Source organism: Flavobacterium keumense (assembly GCF_029866485.1).
In the GTDB taxonomy this organism is placed as follows: Bacteria; Bacteroidota; Bacteroidia; order Flavobacteriales; family Flavobacteriaceae; genus Flavobacterium; species Flavobacterium keumense.
On record NZ_CP092332.1, the window covers coordinates 1,125,098 to 1,142,162 of the forward strand.

Consider the following 17,065-nt stretch of genomic DNA (forward strand, 5'->3'; position numbering starts at 1 on the left):
AAAAATGCCTCAATTTTTTGAGGCATTTTTTTATAAATCTAAACCAAGAAGCAATAAAGATTAAAACAATCCGTTTAGCTCGGCATCTATTCGGCGAATAATATCACCTAAATCTTCTTGATTATCAACAAAATTAATATTGTCTACATCAATAATTAATAATTTACCACGGTCATACGTGTGAATCCAAGCTTCATAACGCTCGTTCAAACGGCTCAGATAATCTATAGAAATAGAATTTTCATAGTCACGCCCACGTTTGTGAATTTGACCCACTAAATTAGGAATAGAACTACGCAAGTAAATCAATAAATCAGGTGCTTTTACCAAAGATTCCATCAACTCAAAAAGAGAAGAATAGTTTTGATAATCGCGATTAGTCATTAAGCCCATAGCGTGCAAGTTGGGCGCAAAGATATGAGCATCCTCATAAATGGTTCTGTCTTGAATAATTTTTTTTCCGCTTTCGCGAATTTGCATTACTTGACGAAAACGACTATTTAAGAAATAAATTTGCAAGTTAAATGACCAACGCTCCATTTGGTGATAGAAATCATCCAAATATGGATTGTCAACCACATCTTCAAAATGGGGCTCCCATTTGAAATGTTTTGCCAATAAATTGGTTAAGGTAGTTTTTCCTGATCCTATGTTTCCTGCTACTGCTATATGCATTATCGTAGAATATTTTAGTATTGATAAATTTCTGAATTTGTAAAAATAGATAAAATTTAGTCTTTTGGAATATTTTTTTCACATGATTTATTCACAATGATTAAATGGAATGCAATAGATTTAATTGTGATTTTTTTTGAATAGACTTTAAACCATTTGATGATTGTACTATCTAACCGTTTAGGATTTAACATTTTTTTGGTAACAAATCAAATTTTCTTTCGACATATTTGCCTATTAACCATAAAGTCAACTCAATGAAAAAAACATTTTTAATACTATTCTTTACATTAGCTTATACAGCTTCTAATGCACAAAAAGATTTTCAAGGAATGGCTGTGTATGAGTCAAAAACCAGCATGTCCGATTTTAAAGCTCGTTTTGAAGGAAACAAAAATATCACACCCGATATGCAAAAGATGATGGAAGAGCGAATGAAAAAAATGTTTGAAAAGACGTTTGTTTTGAATTTTGATAAATCGGCTTCTATTTACAAAGAAGAAGAAAAATTAGAGTCGCCTCAATCTCAAGGAGGTATGGGAATACGCATGATGGGTTCATTTACAGGTGGTGGTGGAACTTTCTACAAAAATGTCAAAGATAAAACCTATGTTGTAGATAAAGAATTTATGGGTAAGGAATTTTTAGTAAAAGATTCTTTGGCTACATTGAATTGGAAAATGGAGGCTGAAACCCGAGTAATTGGAGGCTATACCTGTTACAAAGCAACGGCTGTAAAAGCAGCGAGTAAAACCGATTTTAGAAATTTCCGACCTAGAAAAGAAGGGGAAGTTAAAAAAGAAGCAGACCAACCTAGTGAGGGAAAGAAAACGAATTTCATGGATGCAGTCGAAATGCCAAAAGAAATTACCATTGCAGCTTGGTACACTCCAGAAATCCCAGTGAATCAAGGTCCAGAAGGATATTGGGGATTGCCTGGTTTGATTTTAGAGATTAATGACGGTAAAACAACTATTTTATGTTCCAAAGTAGTATTAAATCCTAAGGACAAAGCCGAAATTAAGCCGTCAACAAAAGGAAAAGTAGTTAGTCAAAAAGAATATGACGAAACCGTAATTAAGAAGATGGAAGAATTTCGAGAAATGAATCAAGGACGTGGAGGAGGAATGGAAATCAGAATTAATCGCTAATGGGTTCTTTATTTAAATGCCATATAATGAAGAAATTACTATTGTTTTTTGCCTTAGGATTGTTTGCAAATGGGTATGCCCAAAACATTCGTTTTGAAGGTGTTATTATGGATTCAGGCAAAGCTCCTTTAGAGATGGCTAATGTAATGGCGGTCAATCAAACCACCAAAGCTATGGATGCATATGCTATTACTAGTGATAAAGGAAAGTTTGTGTTGAATTTGAAAGCCAATACTTCTTATACTATAAAGTTGAGTTATATTGGAATGCAGAATAAGGAAATCACTGTTGCTACCAAGTCTGAAAACATTGTTCAAAATATTACAATGGAATCTGGCGGAATAGAATTAGCTGGTGTTGAAATTGTTCGCGAAATGCCTGTTTCTATTAAAGGAGATACAATTGTATATAATGCTGATTCATTCAAATCAGGGACCGAAAGAAAATTAGAAGATGTAATAAAAAAATTACCAGGAGTTGAAATTAATTCGGATGGCGAAGTTGAAGTAGAAGGAAAAAAGGTTTCTAAATTGATGGTAGATGGGAAAGATTTTTTTAAAGGAGATACCAAATTAGGAGTTAAAAATATTCCGGCAGATGCTATAGATAAAGTACAATTTCTTAGAAATTATAATGAAAATTCAATCTTGAAAGGAGTCGAAAACAATCAGGATAATGTGGCAATGAATATCAAACTAAAATCAGGAAAGAAAAATTTTTGGTTTGGTGATATTTCGGCAGCAGGGGGCATCAATGATACAAATAGGTATTTAGTCAATCCTAAATTATTTTATTATTCTCCTAATTATAGTATTAATTTAATCACCAATTTTAATAATATTGGGGAGTTGCCATTAACCGTTCAAGATTATTTTAAGTTTACGGGTGGGTTTAAAAATATGATGTCTAAAGGAGGCAGTAGTTTCAATATTAGTTCTAATGATTTAGGAATTTCGTTGATGCGAAATAATAGAGCTAAAGAAATTGAGACTCAATTTGGAGCCGCTAATTTTACTTATAATGTTACTAAAGCTTGGACTTTAAGCGGTTTTGGGATTATTTTGAATTCAAATTCGGATTTGGAAACCAAATCAACTGTTAATATTTTAAATCCAAGTTCTAATCAGATTGCTTCGACTGAGAATAGAGACGAAGTTACCAGCCAGAAAAGTAATCTTGGGTTGTTCAAACTAGGTTCTATTTATAAGCCAAATTCAAAATTTCAATTGGATTATGATATCTTGTCAAAATTGTCTAAACAAGACGAAAATAGTAGTTTGTTACGACAATCAATAGTGAATTATATATCGACTAATGAAACAATTTTTACAGGTAAAAAGCAAGATCCAACCTCTTTGAATCAAAATCTAAGCGCTTATTTTACACAAAGCGATAAGAATGTTTTTGCTGTCGAAATGCAACATTTGTATCAAGATGAAAATCCATTTTATAATGCAAATTTGCAATCCCAGCCGTTTAGTTTGATAGGATATTTAACGGGACAAAATAGAAATGATTTATCACAAAATCGTTTTGTAAAGACTAATAAGTTAGATGCAAAATTGGATTATTATTATATGATTACTCCAAAAAGCAACATTAATATTACTATAGGAAATACTAATTCTAATCAAAATTTCAACTCTAGTATTTACCAAATTTTAGATGGAGGAGGAATTAATAAATTAACTGATTCTCAAAATAATAATAGTGTGAATTATAAATTTAATGATGCTTTTTTAGGATTACATTATAAATTTTTATCGGGCAAATTTACAATCACACCTGGGGTTAGTTTTCATGCATACGATATGACTAACACACAATTAGGGAATAGTTTTAATCAAAATTTCTTTAGAATATTACCTGATTTCTTAACGATTTATCAAATTAAGAAAGCCGAAACACTGACGTATAATTTTGGTTTTACGAATAGCTTTACAGATATTAATAGATTGGCAGAGGGTTTTGTATTTAATAATTACAACAGCCTGTCAAAAGGTAGCCGTACTTTGGAGAATGCTACACAGCAAAATCATTCGTTGCGTTATTTTAAATACAATATGTTCAATTTAGAGAATATTTCGGCTAATTTGAGTTATTCCAAAACCGTGGATGCTATTAAAACACAATCAGTTTTTAATGGAGTAAATCAGTCTTCGTCTCCTTATAATTCTGATTTTGCTGACGAATCAGCTAGTGCTTTTGCCATGTATGGGCGTTCATTTTTAAAGAATTATAAAGCTTCTTTTAATACGAGATTAGGCTGGTCAAAATTTAATAATATTCAAAATGCAACCTTAACTGTTAGAGAGAGTTTTACACAAACTCATACTATTACAGCGGCAACTAATTATAAGAATTTACCTAACCTTGAGATAGGGTATTCGTTGACAGTAAATGATTATAATAATTCTAAATTTTACACTGACAAACCATTTGTAAAATTGGATTATTACTTTTTGAAAAGTTTCTCTTTCGTTTCAGAATATGAGTTTTACCATTATTACAACGGAGATAAGACAGTCAATAATGAATATGATTTTCTTTCAGCAAGTTTAATTTATCAAAGAACTAAAGAAAGTAAATTAGAGTATAAAATATCGGCTACTAATTTATTGAATACTACTTCGTTGAATGATGATAGTTTCTCGCAGTTTTCTACGCGAACTTCACAATATACGGTGCAGCCTAGATATATACTATTTAGCTTGAAGTACAATTTATAACTTCAATAAAACACATAAAAAAACCACGCAATTTGCGTGGTTTTTTTATGAATTGAAAGGGTTGAATTACAATTTAAAAGCTGTTTTTACAGCGTCTACAAAGTCTAATTTTTCCCAAGTAAATAAATCTACAGTAACCGTTTTGGTTAATCCACCAGGAGCAGAGAAGGTTTTAGTAACCGTTTCAGGTGTACGTCCCATGTGTCCGTAAGCAGCTGTTTCACTATAGATTGGATTTCTTAATTTCAAACGTTGCTCGATAAAGTACGGACGCATGTCAAAAATACCTTCTACTACTTTACTGATTTCTCCGTCAGTCAAATTTACTTTTGAAGTTCCATACGTATTTACGTTGATAGATGTTGGTTTTGCTACACCAATAGCATACGATACTTGTACCAAAACTTCGTCACACAATCCAGCAGCTACTAAGTTTTTAGCAATATGACGTGTAGCATAAGCCGCTGAGCGGTCTACTTTTGACGGGTCTTTTCCAGAGAATGCACCACCACCGTGAGCACCTTTACCACCATACGTATCAACAATGATTTTTCTTCCTGTCAAACCAGTATCTCCGTGAGGTCCTCCAATAACGAATTTTCCTGTCGGGTTGATGTGATAAGTGATATTGTCATTGAAAAAATGCGCATATTGTGGGTATTTCGCTTTGACACGCGGAATCAAAATACTAACCAAGTCTGATTTGATTTTAGCTAACATAGCCGCTTCTTCATCAAAATCATCGTGTTGCGTAGAGATTACAATCGCATCAATACGAACCGGTTTGTTATCATCTGAATATTCAAGAGTTACTTGCGATTTAGCATCAGGACGCAAGTATTTGATTTCGTTGTTTTCTCTTCTTAAATTAGCCAACTCGATCAAAATTGCGTGAGATAAATCCAAAGCTAAAGGCATGTAGTTCTCCGTCTCATTGGTAGCATAACCAAACATCATTCCTTGGTCACCTGCTCCTTGCTCTTCTTTACTCGCTCTATCTACTCCTTGATTAATATCAGCTGATTGTTCGTGAATAGCCGAAAGGATACCACAAGAATTAGCTTCAAACATGTACTCACTTTTAGTGTAACCAATTTTCTTGATTACATCACGAGCGATTTGCTGTACATCTAAATAGGTATTTGACTTTACTTCTCCAGCCAATATCACCTGACCTGTAGTCACCAATGTTTCACAGGCTACTTTTGAATCGGCATCAAAAGCCAAAAAATTATCAATTAACGCATCTGAAATTTGATCAGCTACTTTGTCTGGATGTCCTTCGCTCACAGATTCTGACGTAAATAAATAAGCCATAATAATTTAATTAGTTTTAAATTAAGCGAGAAAAAAAAGGAAATTGCTCCGAAATGCTAAAGGGAAGTTCCTGCTTTAGCATTTTTTAACGAGGTTGCAATCAGTTCAAATTTTTCCTCTGAAATTAGAGTGCAAAGTTATAAAACCATTTTGAATTCCAAATTAAATTTTCCTTTTTTTTATTTCAAAAAGGAGTTTTGATTTCGTTTTCTTCAAAAAATGGGGCTTTTGGGTTCTTTTTTTTGAATTATTTCTTTCTCAAATTTGGATTTGTAATTAATTATTCGCAATTTTGGTATTCAAATAAAGAAAACATGAACAATAAGGTGTGCAAAATGGTAAAATCACTTCAGGAAATGTCCTGCGGGTTGCCTATTGCATAAATTATTTTAAGTAATTATAGTAAGCCTCCCGCAAAAAACGGGAGGCTTTTTTTATACTCAAAAATCAAATAAACAAAATGAAAAATTTAAAACAACAACCAAAACAATTTAAGATGCTAGCACTAGTGTGTTCTACTGTCGTGATGTCTATTCGAGTCTGTTGATGCCAAAAGTTTTGTTTTAATAATTTAAAACCCCTTTTGGAATCTGTTTCAAAAGGGGTTTTTTGTTAGCCTTTAAAAAATAAACAATTATTTAACTATATACTGTCATGAAAAAAGAAGCCATTTACCCACCAATAAGCCGCTTCAGAAGATTTCTTCGAACGAAAAATGCAAACAATAAATTGTCAACTAACGAATTAATTCATCCAAGATTTGTTTTGACAGAAACGGATATGTTGACAAAAACTAAAACGGTCAACTCCCTATTATTTCTAATGTATTCTCAAGAAAATGAGTCACTCTTTATTTAATAAAAACAAATTTGCTTTGATTGGCTCTTTTGAATGAAAAATAAAATAATTGTTCGTTCAAAAGAGTAAATCAAAAGTGCGTAATAGTGTTTTCTCCAATTATGCAGGAATGAAATTTGTTTCTTTAAGAAATAAGACGTTAATTTGCAGCTCAAAGTTCAGATAAACGTATTGAAATGTTATAGAGAAAGGTAGAGGGATTAGACCCAGTGAAGCCTTAGCAACCCTTCGGTAAATCGAAGAAGGTGCTGCATTCTACCACAGTAATGTGGAAAGATAACACGAGATTTTATGAGTTCCCTCCTAGATTTCTTTCTAATATTTCCAACACAAATCAATAATTCCAACCGATTTGACATTGGGAAATAAAATTAGCCAAATACAAATACACAATTTCACCACCGAAAGTGGTGCGCATTATCCTGTAATCAATTTGAGTTACCAAGTTTTTGGTCCCAGTTTGAATACAGCTCCCACTGTTTTAGTCAATCATGCCTTGACGGGAAATTCTCAAGTCATTGGTGATCAAGGTTGGTGGAATGATTTAATTGGCGAAAGCAAAACAATAGATACGCTCAAATATACTGTTTTGGCATTTAATGTACCAGGCAATGGATACGATGGTTTTGGTATCAAAAATTATCAAGATTTCAACGCTAGAGATATTGCTCAGCTATTTAATCAAGGAATTAAAGCCTTACAAATAACACGGTTGTTTGCTATTATTGGTGGCTCTGTTGGTGGCGGAATTGCTTGGGAAATGGCCGCTTTAGAGCCTAAAATTACTCAGCATTTAATCCCCATTGCGACTGATTGGAAATCGACTGATTGGTTGATTGCGAATTGTTTTTTACAAGAGCAAATTTTAGCCAATTCGTCAAAACCTATTGAAGATGCCCGTATTCACGCCATGTTGTGCTATAGAACGCCAGCCTCTTTTTCGGCGAAATTTCAACGCACTACTAATGAAGAATTGGACGTTTTCAATATAGAAAGTTGGTTAGCCCATCACGGGACGAAGTTGCAAAAGCGTTTTCAGCTTTCGGCTTATAAAATGATGAACCAATTGTTAAAGACGATTGACATTACTAGAGGAAGGGATTCTTTTGTGGTAATCGCATCAAAAATAGAAGCAGATATTCATATTATAGGCATTGATTCTGATTTGTTTTTTACAGCCAATGAGAATCGTGCGACCTATGAAGAATTAAAAAAATACAAACAAAACGTGTCGTATCAAGAAATTGTTTCCATTCACGGTCACGACGCTTTTTTGATAGAATACAATCAATTACATAATTTATTGGCAACCATTTTTTAATGGTGCTTACAGAAAGAATACTATGAAGATCTTAAAATTTGGAGGAAAATCATTATCTAACGGCGAAGGATTAGATAAAGTAGTCGCAATTATTTTAGATAAAGTGAACCAAGGTGAGAAAATTGCCGTGGTGGTTTCCGCACGTGGGAATGCTACAGACGAGTTGGAAGACCTATTGTCTATTGCAGCTAAAAATGAAAGTTATAAACCCTTGTTAGAACAATTCAAACTAGAACAACAAAATGGGTTTGCTGATGTTGATTTGACCGAAGAATTTAATGTTCTCGAAAAATTATTTGAAGGCGTAAGCTTAATTGGAGATTACAGCAGTAAAATTAAAGACCAAATTTTGTCGATTGGCGAAGTGCTTTCTGCAAAATTACTGACGGCTATTTTAGTTAAAAACGGCGTAAATGCTCGTTTTGCAGATAGTAGAGAATTGATTAAAACGGATTCGAAATTTGGTGACGCACAACCTATCGAGCAAGCTTCTAAGAAAAATGTGGTGCAGTATTTCAAAGAAAATGATGATGCCGTAAATATTGTAACTGGTTTCATTGCTTCGAATGCTAAAAATGTAACCACCACTTTAGGAAGAAACGGAAGTAATTATACGGCTTCGTTAATTGCTAATTATTTGAATGCAGAAGAGTTACAAAACTATACACACGTTGACGGAATTTACACGGCGAATCCTGATTTAGTTCCTGATGCGAAGAAAATCGATTATTTGACGTTCAACGAGGCAAATGAGTTGGCTAATTTTGGGGCAACCATTTTACACGCTAAAACGATTATTCCCTTATTAGAAAAAAACATTCCACTTCGTATTTTGAATACTTTCAATCACGAAAATAAAGGAACTTTAATTCGTTCTACAGCGAGTAAAGAAGGAATCAAAACACTTTCGGTGCTGGAAAATGTGGCTTTGGTCAATTTAGAAGGACGCGGATTACTTGGTAAAACAGGTGTCGATGCCCGAATTTTCAAAGTAATGGGCGATAATGATATTAGCGTAAGTATCATTTCGCAAGGTTCTTCTGAGCGAGGAATTGGCTTGGTAGTAGCTGCCGATAAAGCCAGTACAGCAATGATTCAGTTGGAGAAAGAATTTGAAAATGATTTTTATTCCAAAGATGTAAATAAAATTTCGGTGACCGATAATGTTTCGGTAATATCGATTATCGGACAAGATTTGAGTACTTTCCACAAGCCGTACACCGCTTTGATTAGAAATAAAATTGTTCCGATTTTGTTCAACAACACTGTTACAGGTAAAAACGTGAGTTTGGTAGTAAAGAAATCCGAATTGAATCGTGCCTTGAACGTAATTCATGGGGAGATTTTTGGAGTTTCTAAAAAAATCAACATTGCCATTTTTGGTCACGGATTGGTTGGTGGTACTTTGATTAACCAAATTTTAGAATCGGCTACCGCTATTGAGAAACGCAAAGATGTAAAGTTGAATATTTTTGCTATCGCCAATTCTAAAAACGTATTGCTGAATAAAAATGGAGTGACTCCGAATTGGAAAAACGAAATTCAAAATAAAGGAACTTTATATTCTATCCAAGATGTCATTGATTATGCCAATGAAAATCATTTGGAAAACTTAATCGCTATTGATAATACGGCTAGTGCTGATTTTGTTGAAAATTACATTCCGTTGATAGAAAGTAGTTTTGACTTAATTTCGTCAAATAAAGTGGCGAATACCTTGAGTTATAGTTTTTATAAAAAACTGCGTAAAGTATTGGCAGACAATCAAAAAACCTATTTGTATGAAACCAATGTGGGTGCTGGTTTGCCTTTGATTGATACGATTAAATTATTGCATCTTTCAGGAGAAAATATTACTAAAATTAAAGGGGTGTTTTCAGGAACATTGAGTTATTTATTCAATAATTTCTCAGCCAAAGACGTTCCGTTTAGTGAGATTTTGAAAGAGGCTATTGACAACGGTTATACCGAGCCAGATCCAAGAGAAGATTTATGCGGGAACGATGTGGGTAGAAAATTATTAATTTTGGCGCGTGAATTGGATTTACAAAACGAATTTGAAGAAATTGCTATTCAGAATTTAATTCCGGAACATTTACGAGAAGGAAGTGCTTCTGAATTTTTGACAAAATTGAAAGAATTTGATGCTGTTTATGCCAAAATAAAAGAAGAACAAGAGCCGAATCACGTATTGCGTTACATTGGCGAATTGTCAGGTGATTTGCAAAGTGACAAAGGAAATTTAGAAGTAAAACTAGTTTCTGTTCCTTCAGACACTGCTTTGGGTGGATTGAAAGGATCGGATTCATTCTTCGAAATTTATACTGAGTCGTATGGTGATAGACCGATTGTAATTCAAGGAGCCGGAGCTGGATCGGCAGTAACGGCAAGAGGTGTTTTTGGAGATATTTTGAGATTGTCAGACAAAGGATAACAAGGAAGATTGTATGAAACCTATATTTAATGGTTCTTATTTTGAGGCAATGAATGTGAAGAACATATTAGCAGATAATGATATTTCTGTTTTTGTTCAAAATGAATATATGGCCACTATAGAACCTTGGGTAGTAACTGCTGCTGGATTTAATCCTGTAATTTTGCAAGTGAGCGAAGATGATTTTGAAGTTGCAAAACAAATAGTAGATGACTATCGCAAACAAAATTCAACTGAATAATTTTTAAAGTTTAAAACGAAAATTATAACAAATGAAAATAACATTAGAAAGAGTAAACGAAAACTTTCATTTTCAAATGCAAAATGAAAGAGGTCATATTGTAGATGTAGATGCTCGTCCTGCTTTTGGAGGAAATGATATGGGACCAAGTCCAATGGAATTGGTTTTGATGGGAGTAGCCGGTTGTAGCGGAATTGATATGATTTCGATTTTGAAAAAACAACGTCAAGAAATTACTTCTTTTAAAGCTGAGGTAGAAGGAGAGCGCGTACCTGTAGGTGAGGCAAATCCTTTTAAAACAATTCACATTGTTTTCTTTTTAGAAGGCCCAATCAATGAAGATAAAGCGGCTAGAGCGGCCAAATTATCATTTGAAAAATATTGTTCGGTTTCCAAAACTTTGGAACCTACCGCAACCATTCTTTATAAAGTAGTGTTGAATGGTGTGGAATTAGCGAATTAAAAAAATAAAAACAACAACAATGAACGAACACGATTTTGGTTTTGAAACCCAAGCAATACGCGGTCAATTAGAAAGAACACAATACTTAGAGCATTCTGTGCCTTTGTACTTAACCTCTAGTTTTGTTTTTGAAGATGCCGAAGATATGCGTGCTTCTTTTGCAGACGAAAAAGAGCGCAATATTTACAGCCGTTATAGCAATCCAAATACGATTGAATTTATCAATAAAGTGTGCCAAATGGAAGGCGCCGAAACTGGTTTTGCTTTTGCATCGGGTATGGCAGCTGTGTATTCTACTTTTGCAGCCTTATTGAAATCAGGAGATCATATCGTTTCGGCGAGTAGTGTTTTTGGGGCAACCCATTCCTTGTTTGTCAATTATTTTCCAAAGTGGAATATTGAAACCACTTACTTTGATTTATCGCAACCAGAAACGATTGAGAGTTGTATTCAACCCAATACTAAAATTTTGTTTGCTGAGTCGCCAACGAATCCTGCGGTAGATATTATCGATTTGGAATTATTAGGAAAAATTGCCAAAAAACACAATTTAATTTTAATCATTGACAACTGTTTTGCAACGCCATATTTGCAACAACCTATCAAATGGGGAGCGGATTTGGTGGTGCATTCTGCTACTAAATTGATGGACGGTCAAGGGCGTGTTTTAGGAGGGATTACCGTAGGTAGAGCTGATTTGATTAAAGATATTTATCTTTTTTCTCGATTAACAGGACCTACTTTGTCTCCGTTCAATGCTTGGGTATTGTCAAAAAGTTTGGAAACATTAGCCGTTCGTTTAGAGAGACATTGCGAAAATGCCTTGAAAGTAGCCGAGTTTTTAGAAAACCATCCACAAGTAAATAAAGTAAAATACCCGTTCTTGAAATCGCATCCGCAATATGCCATTGCGCAAAAGCAAATGAAATTAGGCGGTAATATTGTAGCGTTTGAAATCAAAGGCGGAATCGAAGCCGGAAGAGCTTTTTTGGATAAAATCAAATTATGTTCGTTGTCACCTAATTTAGGAGATACCAGAACGATTGTAACGCATCCAGCATCTACTACACATAGTAAACTAACTGTTGAAGAACGTTTAGCAGTAAGCATTACCGATGGTTTGGTACGTATTTCTATTGGTTTAGAAACGGTTGCTGATGTAATTGCTGATTTAGAACAAGCCTTGTCTTAAAATTTAAGAAGTACGATATTGGATTTACAATTTAGTGTTATAATTTAGCACATCACACACGTAAATCCAATATCGTAAATCGTATATATAAATCATGCTCTCTAAAAAAACAAAATACGGAATTAAAGCATTGACTTTCTTGGCACGCCAAGAGAATCAAACGCCTGTGCAAATTGCTGAAATCGCTAAGAGCGAGAACATTTCGATTAAGTTTTTAGAAAGTATTTTGTTATTGTTGCGTCATTCGGGTTTTTTGGGTGCCAAAAAAGGAAAAGGTGGTGGGTATTATTTAATTAAAGACCCGAAAGAAATTAATATGGCAAAAGTGTACCGCATTTTAGAAGGACCTATTGCTTTATTGCCTTGTGCTAGTCATAATTTCTATGAAAAATGTGATGATTGTACTGATGAAGCAAGTTGTGCAGTTAGGAAATTAATGATGGAAGTTAGAGATAATACTTTGATGATTCTGGAGAATAATACACTTGCGGATATTGCATTTTAGTTTTTAATCGAGTAGAAAAATGACAAAGCCATTTCAATCTGAAATGGCTTTGTCATTTTACGGTTCTATATTAGAACACTAATTTATAACCTACAAAGAAGAGCATAATGGCAATAGCATTTCGCAAAAATAAATCAGGAACTTTACCACTTAAAGTGCTACCCACATAGATTCCGGGTAGAGAACCCATTAATAATTGTCCTAAAAGTTCTAAGTTCAAATTCCCCATGGTAGCATGACCCAAACCAGCAACAAGGGTTAGAGGTACGGCGTGTGCAATTTCGGTTCCCACAAGTCGGGGAGTAGGCAATAAGGGATAAAGGAAAAACAAAGTTACAGTTCCTAAAGCTCCTGCTCCGATTGAAGTAAGTGTAACAGTTGCTCCCAATACTACCCCAATTGCAACGGTTAATAAATTTTGAGTTCTACTCTCGCTATGAAATTTGTCACCCGCATGTTTTTGAGAAAAAGCCAAGAGTCTTTTTTTGAAAATAATTGCTATTGATGTAAATAGTAAAGCCCAACCTAAACTGTGTTTAATTATGGAATTAATTCCAGAAATATCACTTTCAATAGAATGTAAAATCCACAGTGTAATTAGTGCTGCTGGAATACTCCCTAACGAAAGCCAACCTGTGATAGCCCAATCGATATTTTTCTTTTTATGATGTACAAATATCCCTCCTGTTTTAGTAAAGGCAGCATATAATAAGTCAGTTCCTACGGCTGTAGTTGGAGGAATTCCAAACCATAATAAAATAGGGGTCATTAAAGAACCACCACCTACTCCAGTAAGACCTACAATAAAACCGACTACTAAACCAGCGACTACAAATCCAATTTCAAAATTCATTAAATGTAATTTTTTGGCAAAAATAATAAATATATTTAATAATCCTATCGATTTAGTAGGATTTAAAAGAAATATTTTGAAACACTATATTTAAGAAAAAAACAGATATTAGTGTTTTGTAGATTAAAAATAAGTACTACTTTTGCAAAATAATCTACTAAACCGATAGGGTAATAGATTTAATAATTAAAAAATAAAATGAGCATAGCTACAGTACAATTATTATTAGATAAAACAAAAGACTTCTCTATCGAGGAGACGCTTGCTTTTTTGGCCAATGAATATCCAAATCAAGTGGTTTTTTCTACTTCTTTTGGGCAAGAAGATCAGGTGATTACCGATTTGATTGGTAAAAATCAGTTGCCAATAGCGGTTTTTACTTTAGATACAGGGCGTTTGTTTCAAGAAACATACGATGTGTTTCATAAAACATTAAAAAAATACAAAACCGAAATCAAAACCTATTTTCCTGATACAACTGCGGTAGAAGCTTTGTTGAATCAAAAAGGGCCGAATAGTTTTTATGAATCGGTAGAAAATAGAAAAGAATGTTGTTTTATTCGAAAAGTAGCGCCTTTGACGAAAGCTTTACAAGGCAATGCGATTTGGATTACAGGTTTGAGAGCGGAGCAATCAGAGAATAGAAGTGACTTGAACTTTTTTGAATATGATGCCCATTTTGATATTATCAAATTCAATCCATTGCTGAAATGGACATTAAAAGAAGTGGAAGAGTATTTAGAAAAGAATAACGTACCTCAAAACAGTTTGCATAAACAAGGTTTTGTAAGCATTGGTTGTGCGCCTTGTACTCGTGCTATTTTGCCGGGTGAAGACATCAGAGCCGGAAGATGGTCTTGGGAATCAAGTCATAAAGAATGTGGGTTACACCAAAAATAGTGATTAGAATATAATAAATAAAAAAAGTAGTGGGAAGTTTAATGATAAGAGATTAATAAGCCTTAAACCTTAAACTTTAAACTTTTAAACAATGATAAATGAGTTCAATAGTAAAAACAAATGCTTTAGAAAGCGAAGCGATATATATTTTTAGAGAAGTAATTTCTCAATTTGAGAAACCGGTATTGCTTTTTTCAGGAGGAAAAGATTCCATTACATTAGTGCGTTTGGCGCAAAAAGCTTTTTTCCCAGCAAAAATTCCTTTTCCGTTGTTGCACGTCGATACAGGTCATAATTTTCCTGAGACGATTGAATTTAGAGATAAATTGGTAGCCGAATTAGGTTTGGAGTTAATTGTTCGTAACGTACAAGATGCTATTGACCAAGGAAAAGTAGTGGAAGAGTCAGGGAAGTATTCTAGTAGAAATAGCTTGCAAACCACCACGCTTTTGGACGCTATTGAAGAATTTAAATTTGACGCTTGTATTGGAGGAGCGCGAAGAGATGAAGAAAAAGCAAGAGCGAAAGAACGAATTTTTTCGGTACGTGATGATTTTGGTCAGTGGGATGAGAAAAACCAACGCCCTGAATTGTTTGATTTATTGAACGGAAAAATTGAGTTGGGTCAAAATGTTCGTGTTTTCCCAATTTCGAATTGGACAGAATTAGACGTTTGGAGTTATATTGAACAAGAAGGAATTGAAATTCCATCGATTTATTTTTCACACAAACGTAAAGTATTCTTGAGAGATGGATTGATTTGGTCACATTCACCATTTGTGTATCAAGAGGAAGATGAAGAAATTGAAGAACGAATTGTTCGTTTTAGAACGGTAGGAGATATGAGTTGTACGGCGGCTGTTGAATCGTATGCAGCTACTATTCAAGAAGTAGTGGGTGAGATTCGTTCCTCAACTATTTCTGAAAGAGGTGCTAGAATTGACGACAAACGTTCAGAAGCAGCGATGGAGAAAAGAAAACAACAAGGGTACTTTTAAGCCCCCTAACCCCCCGAAGGGGGAATAAAGGAGCAACAAAAAATAAATAAAATATTAATTTAAAATCAAAACTCAGCTCCCTCTCTTTTGGGGAGGGCTGGGAAGGGGCTTATGGAAGTTTTAAAAATAGCAACAGCAGGAAGTGTAGATGACGGAAAGAGTACTTTAATCGGGAGGTTATTGTATGATACTAAATCATTGACTACGGATAAAATTGAAGCAATAGAAAAAAGTAGTAAACAAAAAGGCTACGATTATCTTGATTTTTCTTTGGCTACGGATGGTTTGGTTGCCGAAAGAGAGCAAGGAATTACAATTGATGTGGCGCATATTTATTTTTCTACTGCAAAGAAAAGTTACATCATTGCCGATACTCCGGGTCACGTAGAATATACGCGTAATATGGTAACGGGAGCTTCGACTTCGCAAGTGTCTATCATTTTAATTGATGCGCGTAAAGGAGTTATTGAGCAAACCTACCGTCACTTTTTCATCAATAATTTATTGCGTGTCAAAGAAGTTATTGTTGCAGTAAACAAAATGGACTTAGTCGATTATTCAGAAGATGTTTTTAACAAGATCAAAGCCGACTTCCAAGCCTTAAATGCTAAAAGTTCGTTCCAAGAGCAAAATGTAACTTACATTCCGTTGAGTGCGATTAATGGTGGTAATGTAGCCGATAGATCAGAAAATATGCCTTGGTACACGGGGCAAACGGTGTTGGAACACTTAGAAGATTTAACTCCTGAAGATGTTTTTGAAACAGGTAAAACACGTTTTCCAGTGCAAACGGTTATTCGTCCAAAAACAGAAGAATACCACGACTTTAGAGGATATGCTGGAAAATTATACGGTAATTCAATTCAAGTAGGCGATGCCGTTACAGTATTACCTTCGTTAACCGAATCGAAAGTGTCAAAAATTCACTTTTTCGACCAACAATTTGACGAGGCTAAAGCAGGGTCATCTATTGTGGTAGAATTAGAAAATGACATCAATGTGACTCGAGGCGATATGATTGTAAAATTAGGAGAATTACCTCAAGTAGAAAAAGAAATTAATGCCACTATTTGTTGGATGGACAGCAAGAAATTAGTACCAGGAACCAAGTATTTGGTACAACACAATACGAATAGAGTTTTGGCTAAAATTGACACTATCAAAAATGTAATTGCAACAGATTATTCAGGAGCAACTCCTGCTACGCAATTAGCTATTAACGAAATTGGAGAAGTAACTATCAAATTGAGTAAAGCATTGTATTTTGATAGCTATAATGAAAACAAATCAAATGGTGCCTTTATTTTAATTGATACCAATACCAACACAACAGCGGGAGTTGGATTTATAAATTAGTTGTTTGTTGATAGTTTTCAGTTGCTAGTTTAACTACCAATAACCATCAACCAACAACCAACAACTAAATAA

General features: G+C 34.2%; 14 protein-coding genes and 1 riboswitch. Of the genes, 11 read left to right on the top strand and 3 right to left on the bottom strand.

What is annotated here, in order from left to right; all coding sequences use genetic code 11:
• Positions 1-60: 60 nt before the first annotated feature.
• Positions 61-675 carry a deoxynucleoside kinase gene (locus tag MG292_RS04825; RefSeq protein ID WP_264533838.1) on the bottom strand — a complete coding sequence of 205 codons (615 nt, stop codon included), beginning with the start codon at positions 673-675 and terminating at the stop codon, positions 61-63.
• 257 nt (positions 676-932) lie between these two features.
• On the opposite strand from MG292_RS04825, the gene MG292_RS04830 reads away from it, so the two are divergent.
• Positions 933-1,826, top strand: coding sequence for a GLPGLI family protein (locus tag MG292_RS04830; protein WP_264533837.1), 894 nt, complete (start codon positions 933-935; stop codon positions 1,824-1,826).
• A gap of 26 nt (positions 1,827-1,852) precedes the next feature.
• A complete protein-coding gene (locus MG292_RS04835; RefSeq protein ID WP_264533836.1) occupies positions 1,853-4,555 on the top strand; it encodes a carboxypeptidase-like regulatory domain-containing protein in 2,703 nt (900 codons plus the stop codon).
• 66 nt (positions 4,556-4,621) lie between these two features.
• Here the strand turns inward: MG292_RS04835 and metK are convergent, their stop codons facing one another.
• A complete protein-coding gene (gene metK / locus MG292_RS04840; RefSeq protein ID WP_264533835.1) occupies positions 4,622-5,872 on the bottom strand; it encodes a methionine adenosyltransferase in 1,251 nt (416 codons plus the stop codon).
• Positions 5,873-6,906: 1,034 nt separating this feature from the next.
• A riboswitch (SAM riboswitch) is annotated at positions 6,907-7,013 on the top strand.
• A gap of 75 nt (positions 7,014-7,088) precedes the next feature.
• On the opposite strand from metK, the gene MG292_RS04845 reads away from it, so the two are divergent.
• The 6 genes from MG292_RS04845 (at position 7,089) to MG292_RS04870 (ending at position 12,886) form a co-directional block, all read left to right on the top strand.
• Positions 7,089-8,051, top strand: coding sequence for an alpha/beta fold hydrolase (locus MG292_RS04845; RefSeq protein WP_319799840.1), 963 nt, complete (start codon positions 7,089-7,091; stop codon positions 8,049-8,051).
• 22 nt (positions 8,052-8,073) lie between these two features.
• A complete protein-coding gene (gene thrA / locus MG292_RS04850; protein ID WP_264533833.1) occupies positions 8,074-10,485 on the top strand; it encodes a bifunctional aspartate kinase/homoserine dehydrogenase I in 2,412 nt (803 codons plus the stop codon).
• Between the two features lie 13 nt (positions 10,486-10,498).
• The gene (locus tag MG292_RS04855; protein ID WP_264533832.1) at positions 10,499-10,726 is read left to right on the top strand and encodes a DUF2007 domain-containing protein; all 228 of its coding nucleotides are present in this window, start codon (positions 10,499-10,501) and stop codon (positions 10,724-10,726) included.
• Between the two features lie 31 nt (positions 10,727-10,757).
• Positions 10,758-11,189: an OsmC family protein gene (locus MG292_RS04860; RefSeq protein WP_264533831.1), complete on the top strand. Its 432-nt coding sequence runs from the start codon at positions 10,758-10,760 to the stop codon at positions 11,187-11,189.
• Between the two features lie 19 nt (positions 11,190-11,208).
• On the top strand, positions 11,209-12,381 hold the full coding sequence (locus MG292_RS04865; protein WP_264533830.1) for a trans-sulfuration enzyme family protein: 1,173 nt from the start codon (positions 11,209-11,211) through the stop codon (positions 12,379-12,381).
• A 94-nt stretch (positions 12,382-12,475) separates the two neighbouring features.
• A complete protein-coding gene (locus tag MG292_RS04870; protein ID WP_264533829.1) occupies positions 12,476-12,886 on the top strand; it encodes an RrF2 family transcriptional regulator in 411 nt (136 codons plus the stop codon).
• 70 nt (positions 12,887-12,956) lie between these two features.
• On the opposite strand, the gene MG292_RS04875 is transcribed toward MG292_RS04870, so the two are convergent.
• The gene (locus MG292_RS04875; RefSeq protein ID WP_264533828.1) at positions 12,957-13,739 is read right to left on the bottom strand and encodes a sulfite exporter TauE/SafE family protein; all 783 of its coding nucleotides are present in this window, start codon (positions 13,737-13,739) and stop codon (positions 12,957-12,959) included.
• A 198-nt stretch (positions 13,740-13,937) separates the two neighbouring features.
• Between MG292_RS04875 and MG292_RS04880 the strand changes: the two genes are divergently transcribed.
• The 3 genes from MG292_RS04880 to MG292_RS04890 all read left to right on the top strand — a co-directional run bounded on the left by MG292_RS04880 (position 13,938) and on the right by MG292_RS04890 (position 16,993).
• Complete coding sequence (locus tag MG292_RS04880; RefSeq protein WP_264533827.1) at positions 13,938-14,639, top strand: phosphoadenylyl-sulfate reductase; 702 nt, start codon at positions 13,938-13,940, stop codon at positions 14,637-14,639.
• A gap of 98 nt (positions 14,640-14,737) precedes the next feature.
• Positions 14,738-15,637, top strand: a complete 900-nt coding sequence (cysD, locus tag MG292_RS04885; RefSeq protein ID WP_264533826.1) for a sulfate adenylyltransferase subunit CysD — start codon at positions 14,738-14,740, stop codon at positions 15,635-15,637.
• 111 nt (positions 15,638-15,748) lie between these two features.
• The gene (locus tag MG292_RS04890; protein WP_264533825.1) at positions 15,749-16,993 is read left to right on the top strand and encodes a sulfate adenylyltransferase subunit 1; all 1,245 of its coding nucleotides are present in this window, start codon (positions 15,749-15,751) and stop codon (positions 16,991-16,993) included.
• The last annotated feature ends 72 nt before the right edge of the window (positions 16,994-17,065 follow it).

What these genes read in the sequence shown, in the direction of transcription:
- MG292_RS04825 (WP_264533838.1), bottom strand. Translation starts at nt 675, where the DNA reads ATGCATATAGCAGTAGCAGGAAACATAGGATCAGGAAAAACTACCTTA.
- MG292_RS04830 (WP_264533837.1), top strand. Translation starts at nt 933, where the DNA reads ATGAAAAAAACATTTTTAATACTATTCTTTACATTAGCTTATACAGCT.
- MG292_RS04835 (WP_264533836.1), top strand. Translation starts at nt 1,853, where the DNA reads ATGAAGAAATTACTATTGTTTTTTGCCTTAGGATTGTTTGCAAATGGG.
- metK (WP_264533835.1), bottom strand. Translation starts at nt 5,872, where the DNA reads ATGGCTTATTTATTTACGTCAGAATCTGTGAGCGAAGGACATCCAGAC.
- thrA (WP_264533833.1), top strand. Translation starts at nt 8,074, where the DNA reads ATGAAGATCTTAAAATTTGGAGGAAAATCATTATCTAACGGCGAAGGA.
- MG292_RS04855 (WP_264533832.1), top strand. Translation starts at nt 10,499, where the DNA reads ATGAAACCTATATTTAATGGTTCTTATTTTGAGGCAATGAATGTGAAG.
- MG292_RS04860 (WP_264533831.1), top strand. Translation starts at nt 10,758, where the DNA reads ATGAAAATAACATTAGAAAGAGTAAACGAAAACTTTCATTTTCAAATG.
- MG292_RS04865 (WP_264533830.1), top strand. Translation starts at nt 11,209, where the DNA reads ATGAACGAACACGATTTTGGTTTTGAAACCCAAGCAATACGCGGTCAA.
- MG292_RS04870 (WP_264533829.1), top strand. Translation starts at nt 12,476, where the DNA reads ATGCTCTCTAAAAAAACAAAATACGGAATTAAAGCATTGACTTTCTTG.
- MG292_RS04875 (WP_264533828.1), bottom strand. Translation starts at nt 13,739, where the DNA reads ATGAATTTTGAAATTGGATTTGTAGTCGCTGGTTTAGTAGTCGGTTTT.
- MG292_RS04880 (WP_264533827.1), top strand. Translation starts at nt 13,938, where the DNA reads ATGAGCATAGCTACAGTACAATTATTATTAGATAAAACAAAAGACTTC.
- cysD (WP_264533826.1), top strand. Translation starts at nt 14,738, where the DNA reads ATGAGTTCAATAGTAAAAACAAATGCTTTAGAAAGCGAAGCGATATAT.
- MG292_RS04890 (WP_264533825.1), top strand. Translation starts at nt 15,749, where the DNA reads ATGGAAGTTTTAAAAATAGCAACAGCAGGAAGTGTAGATGACGGAAAG.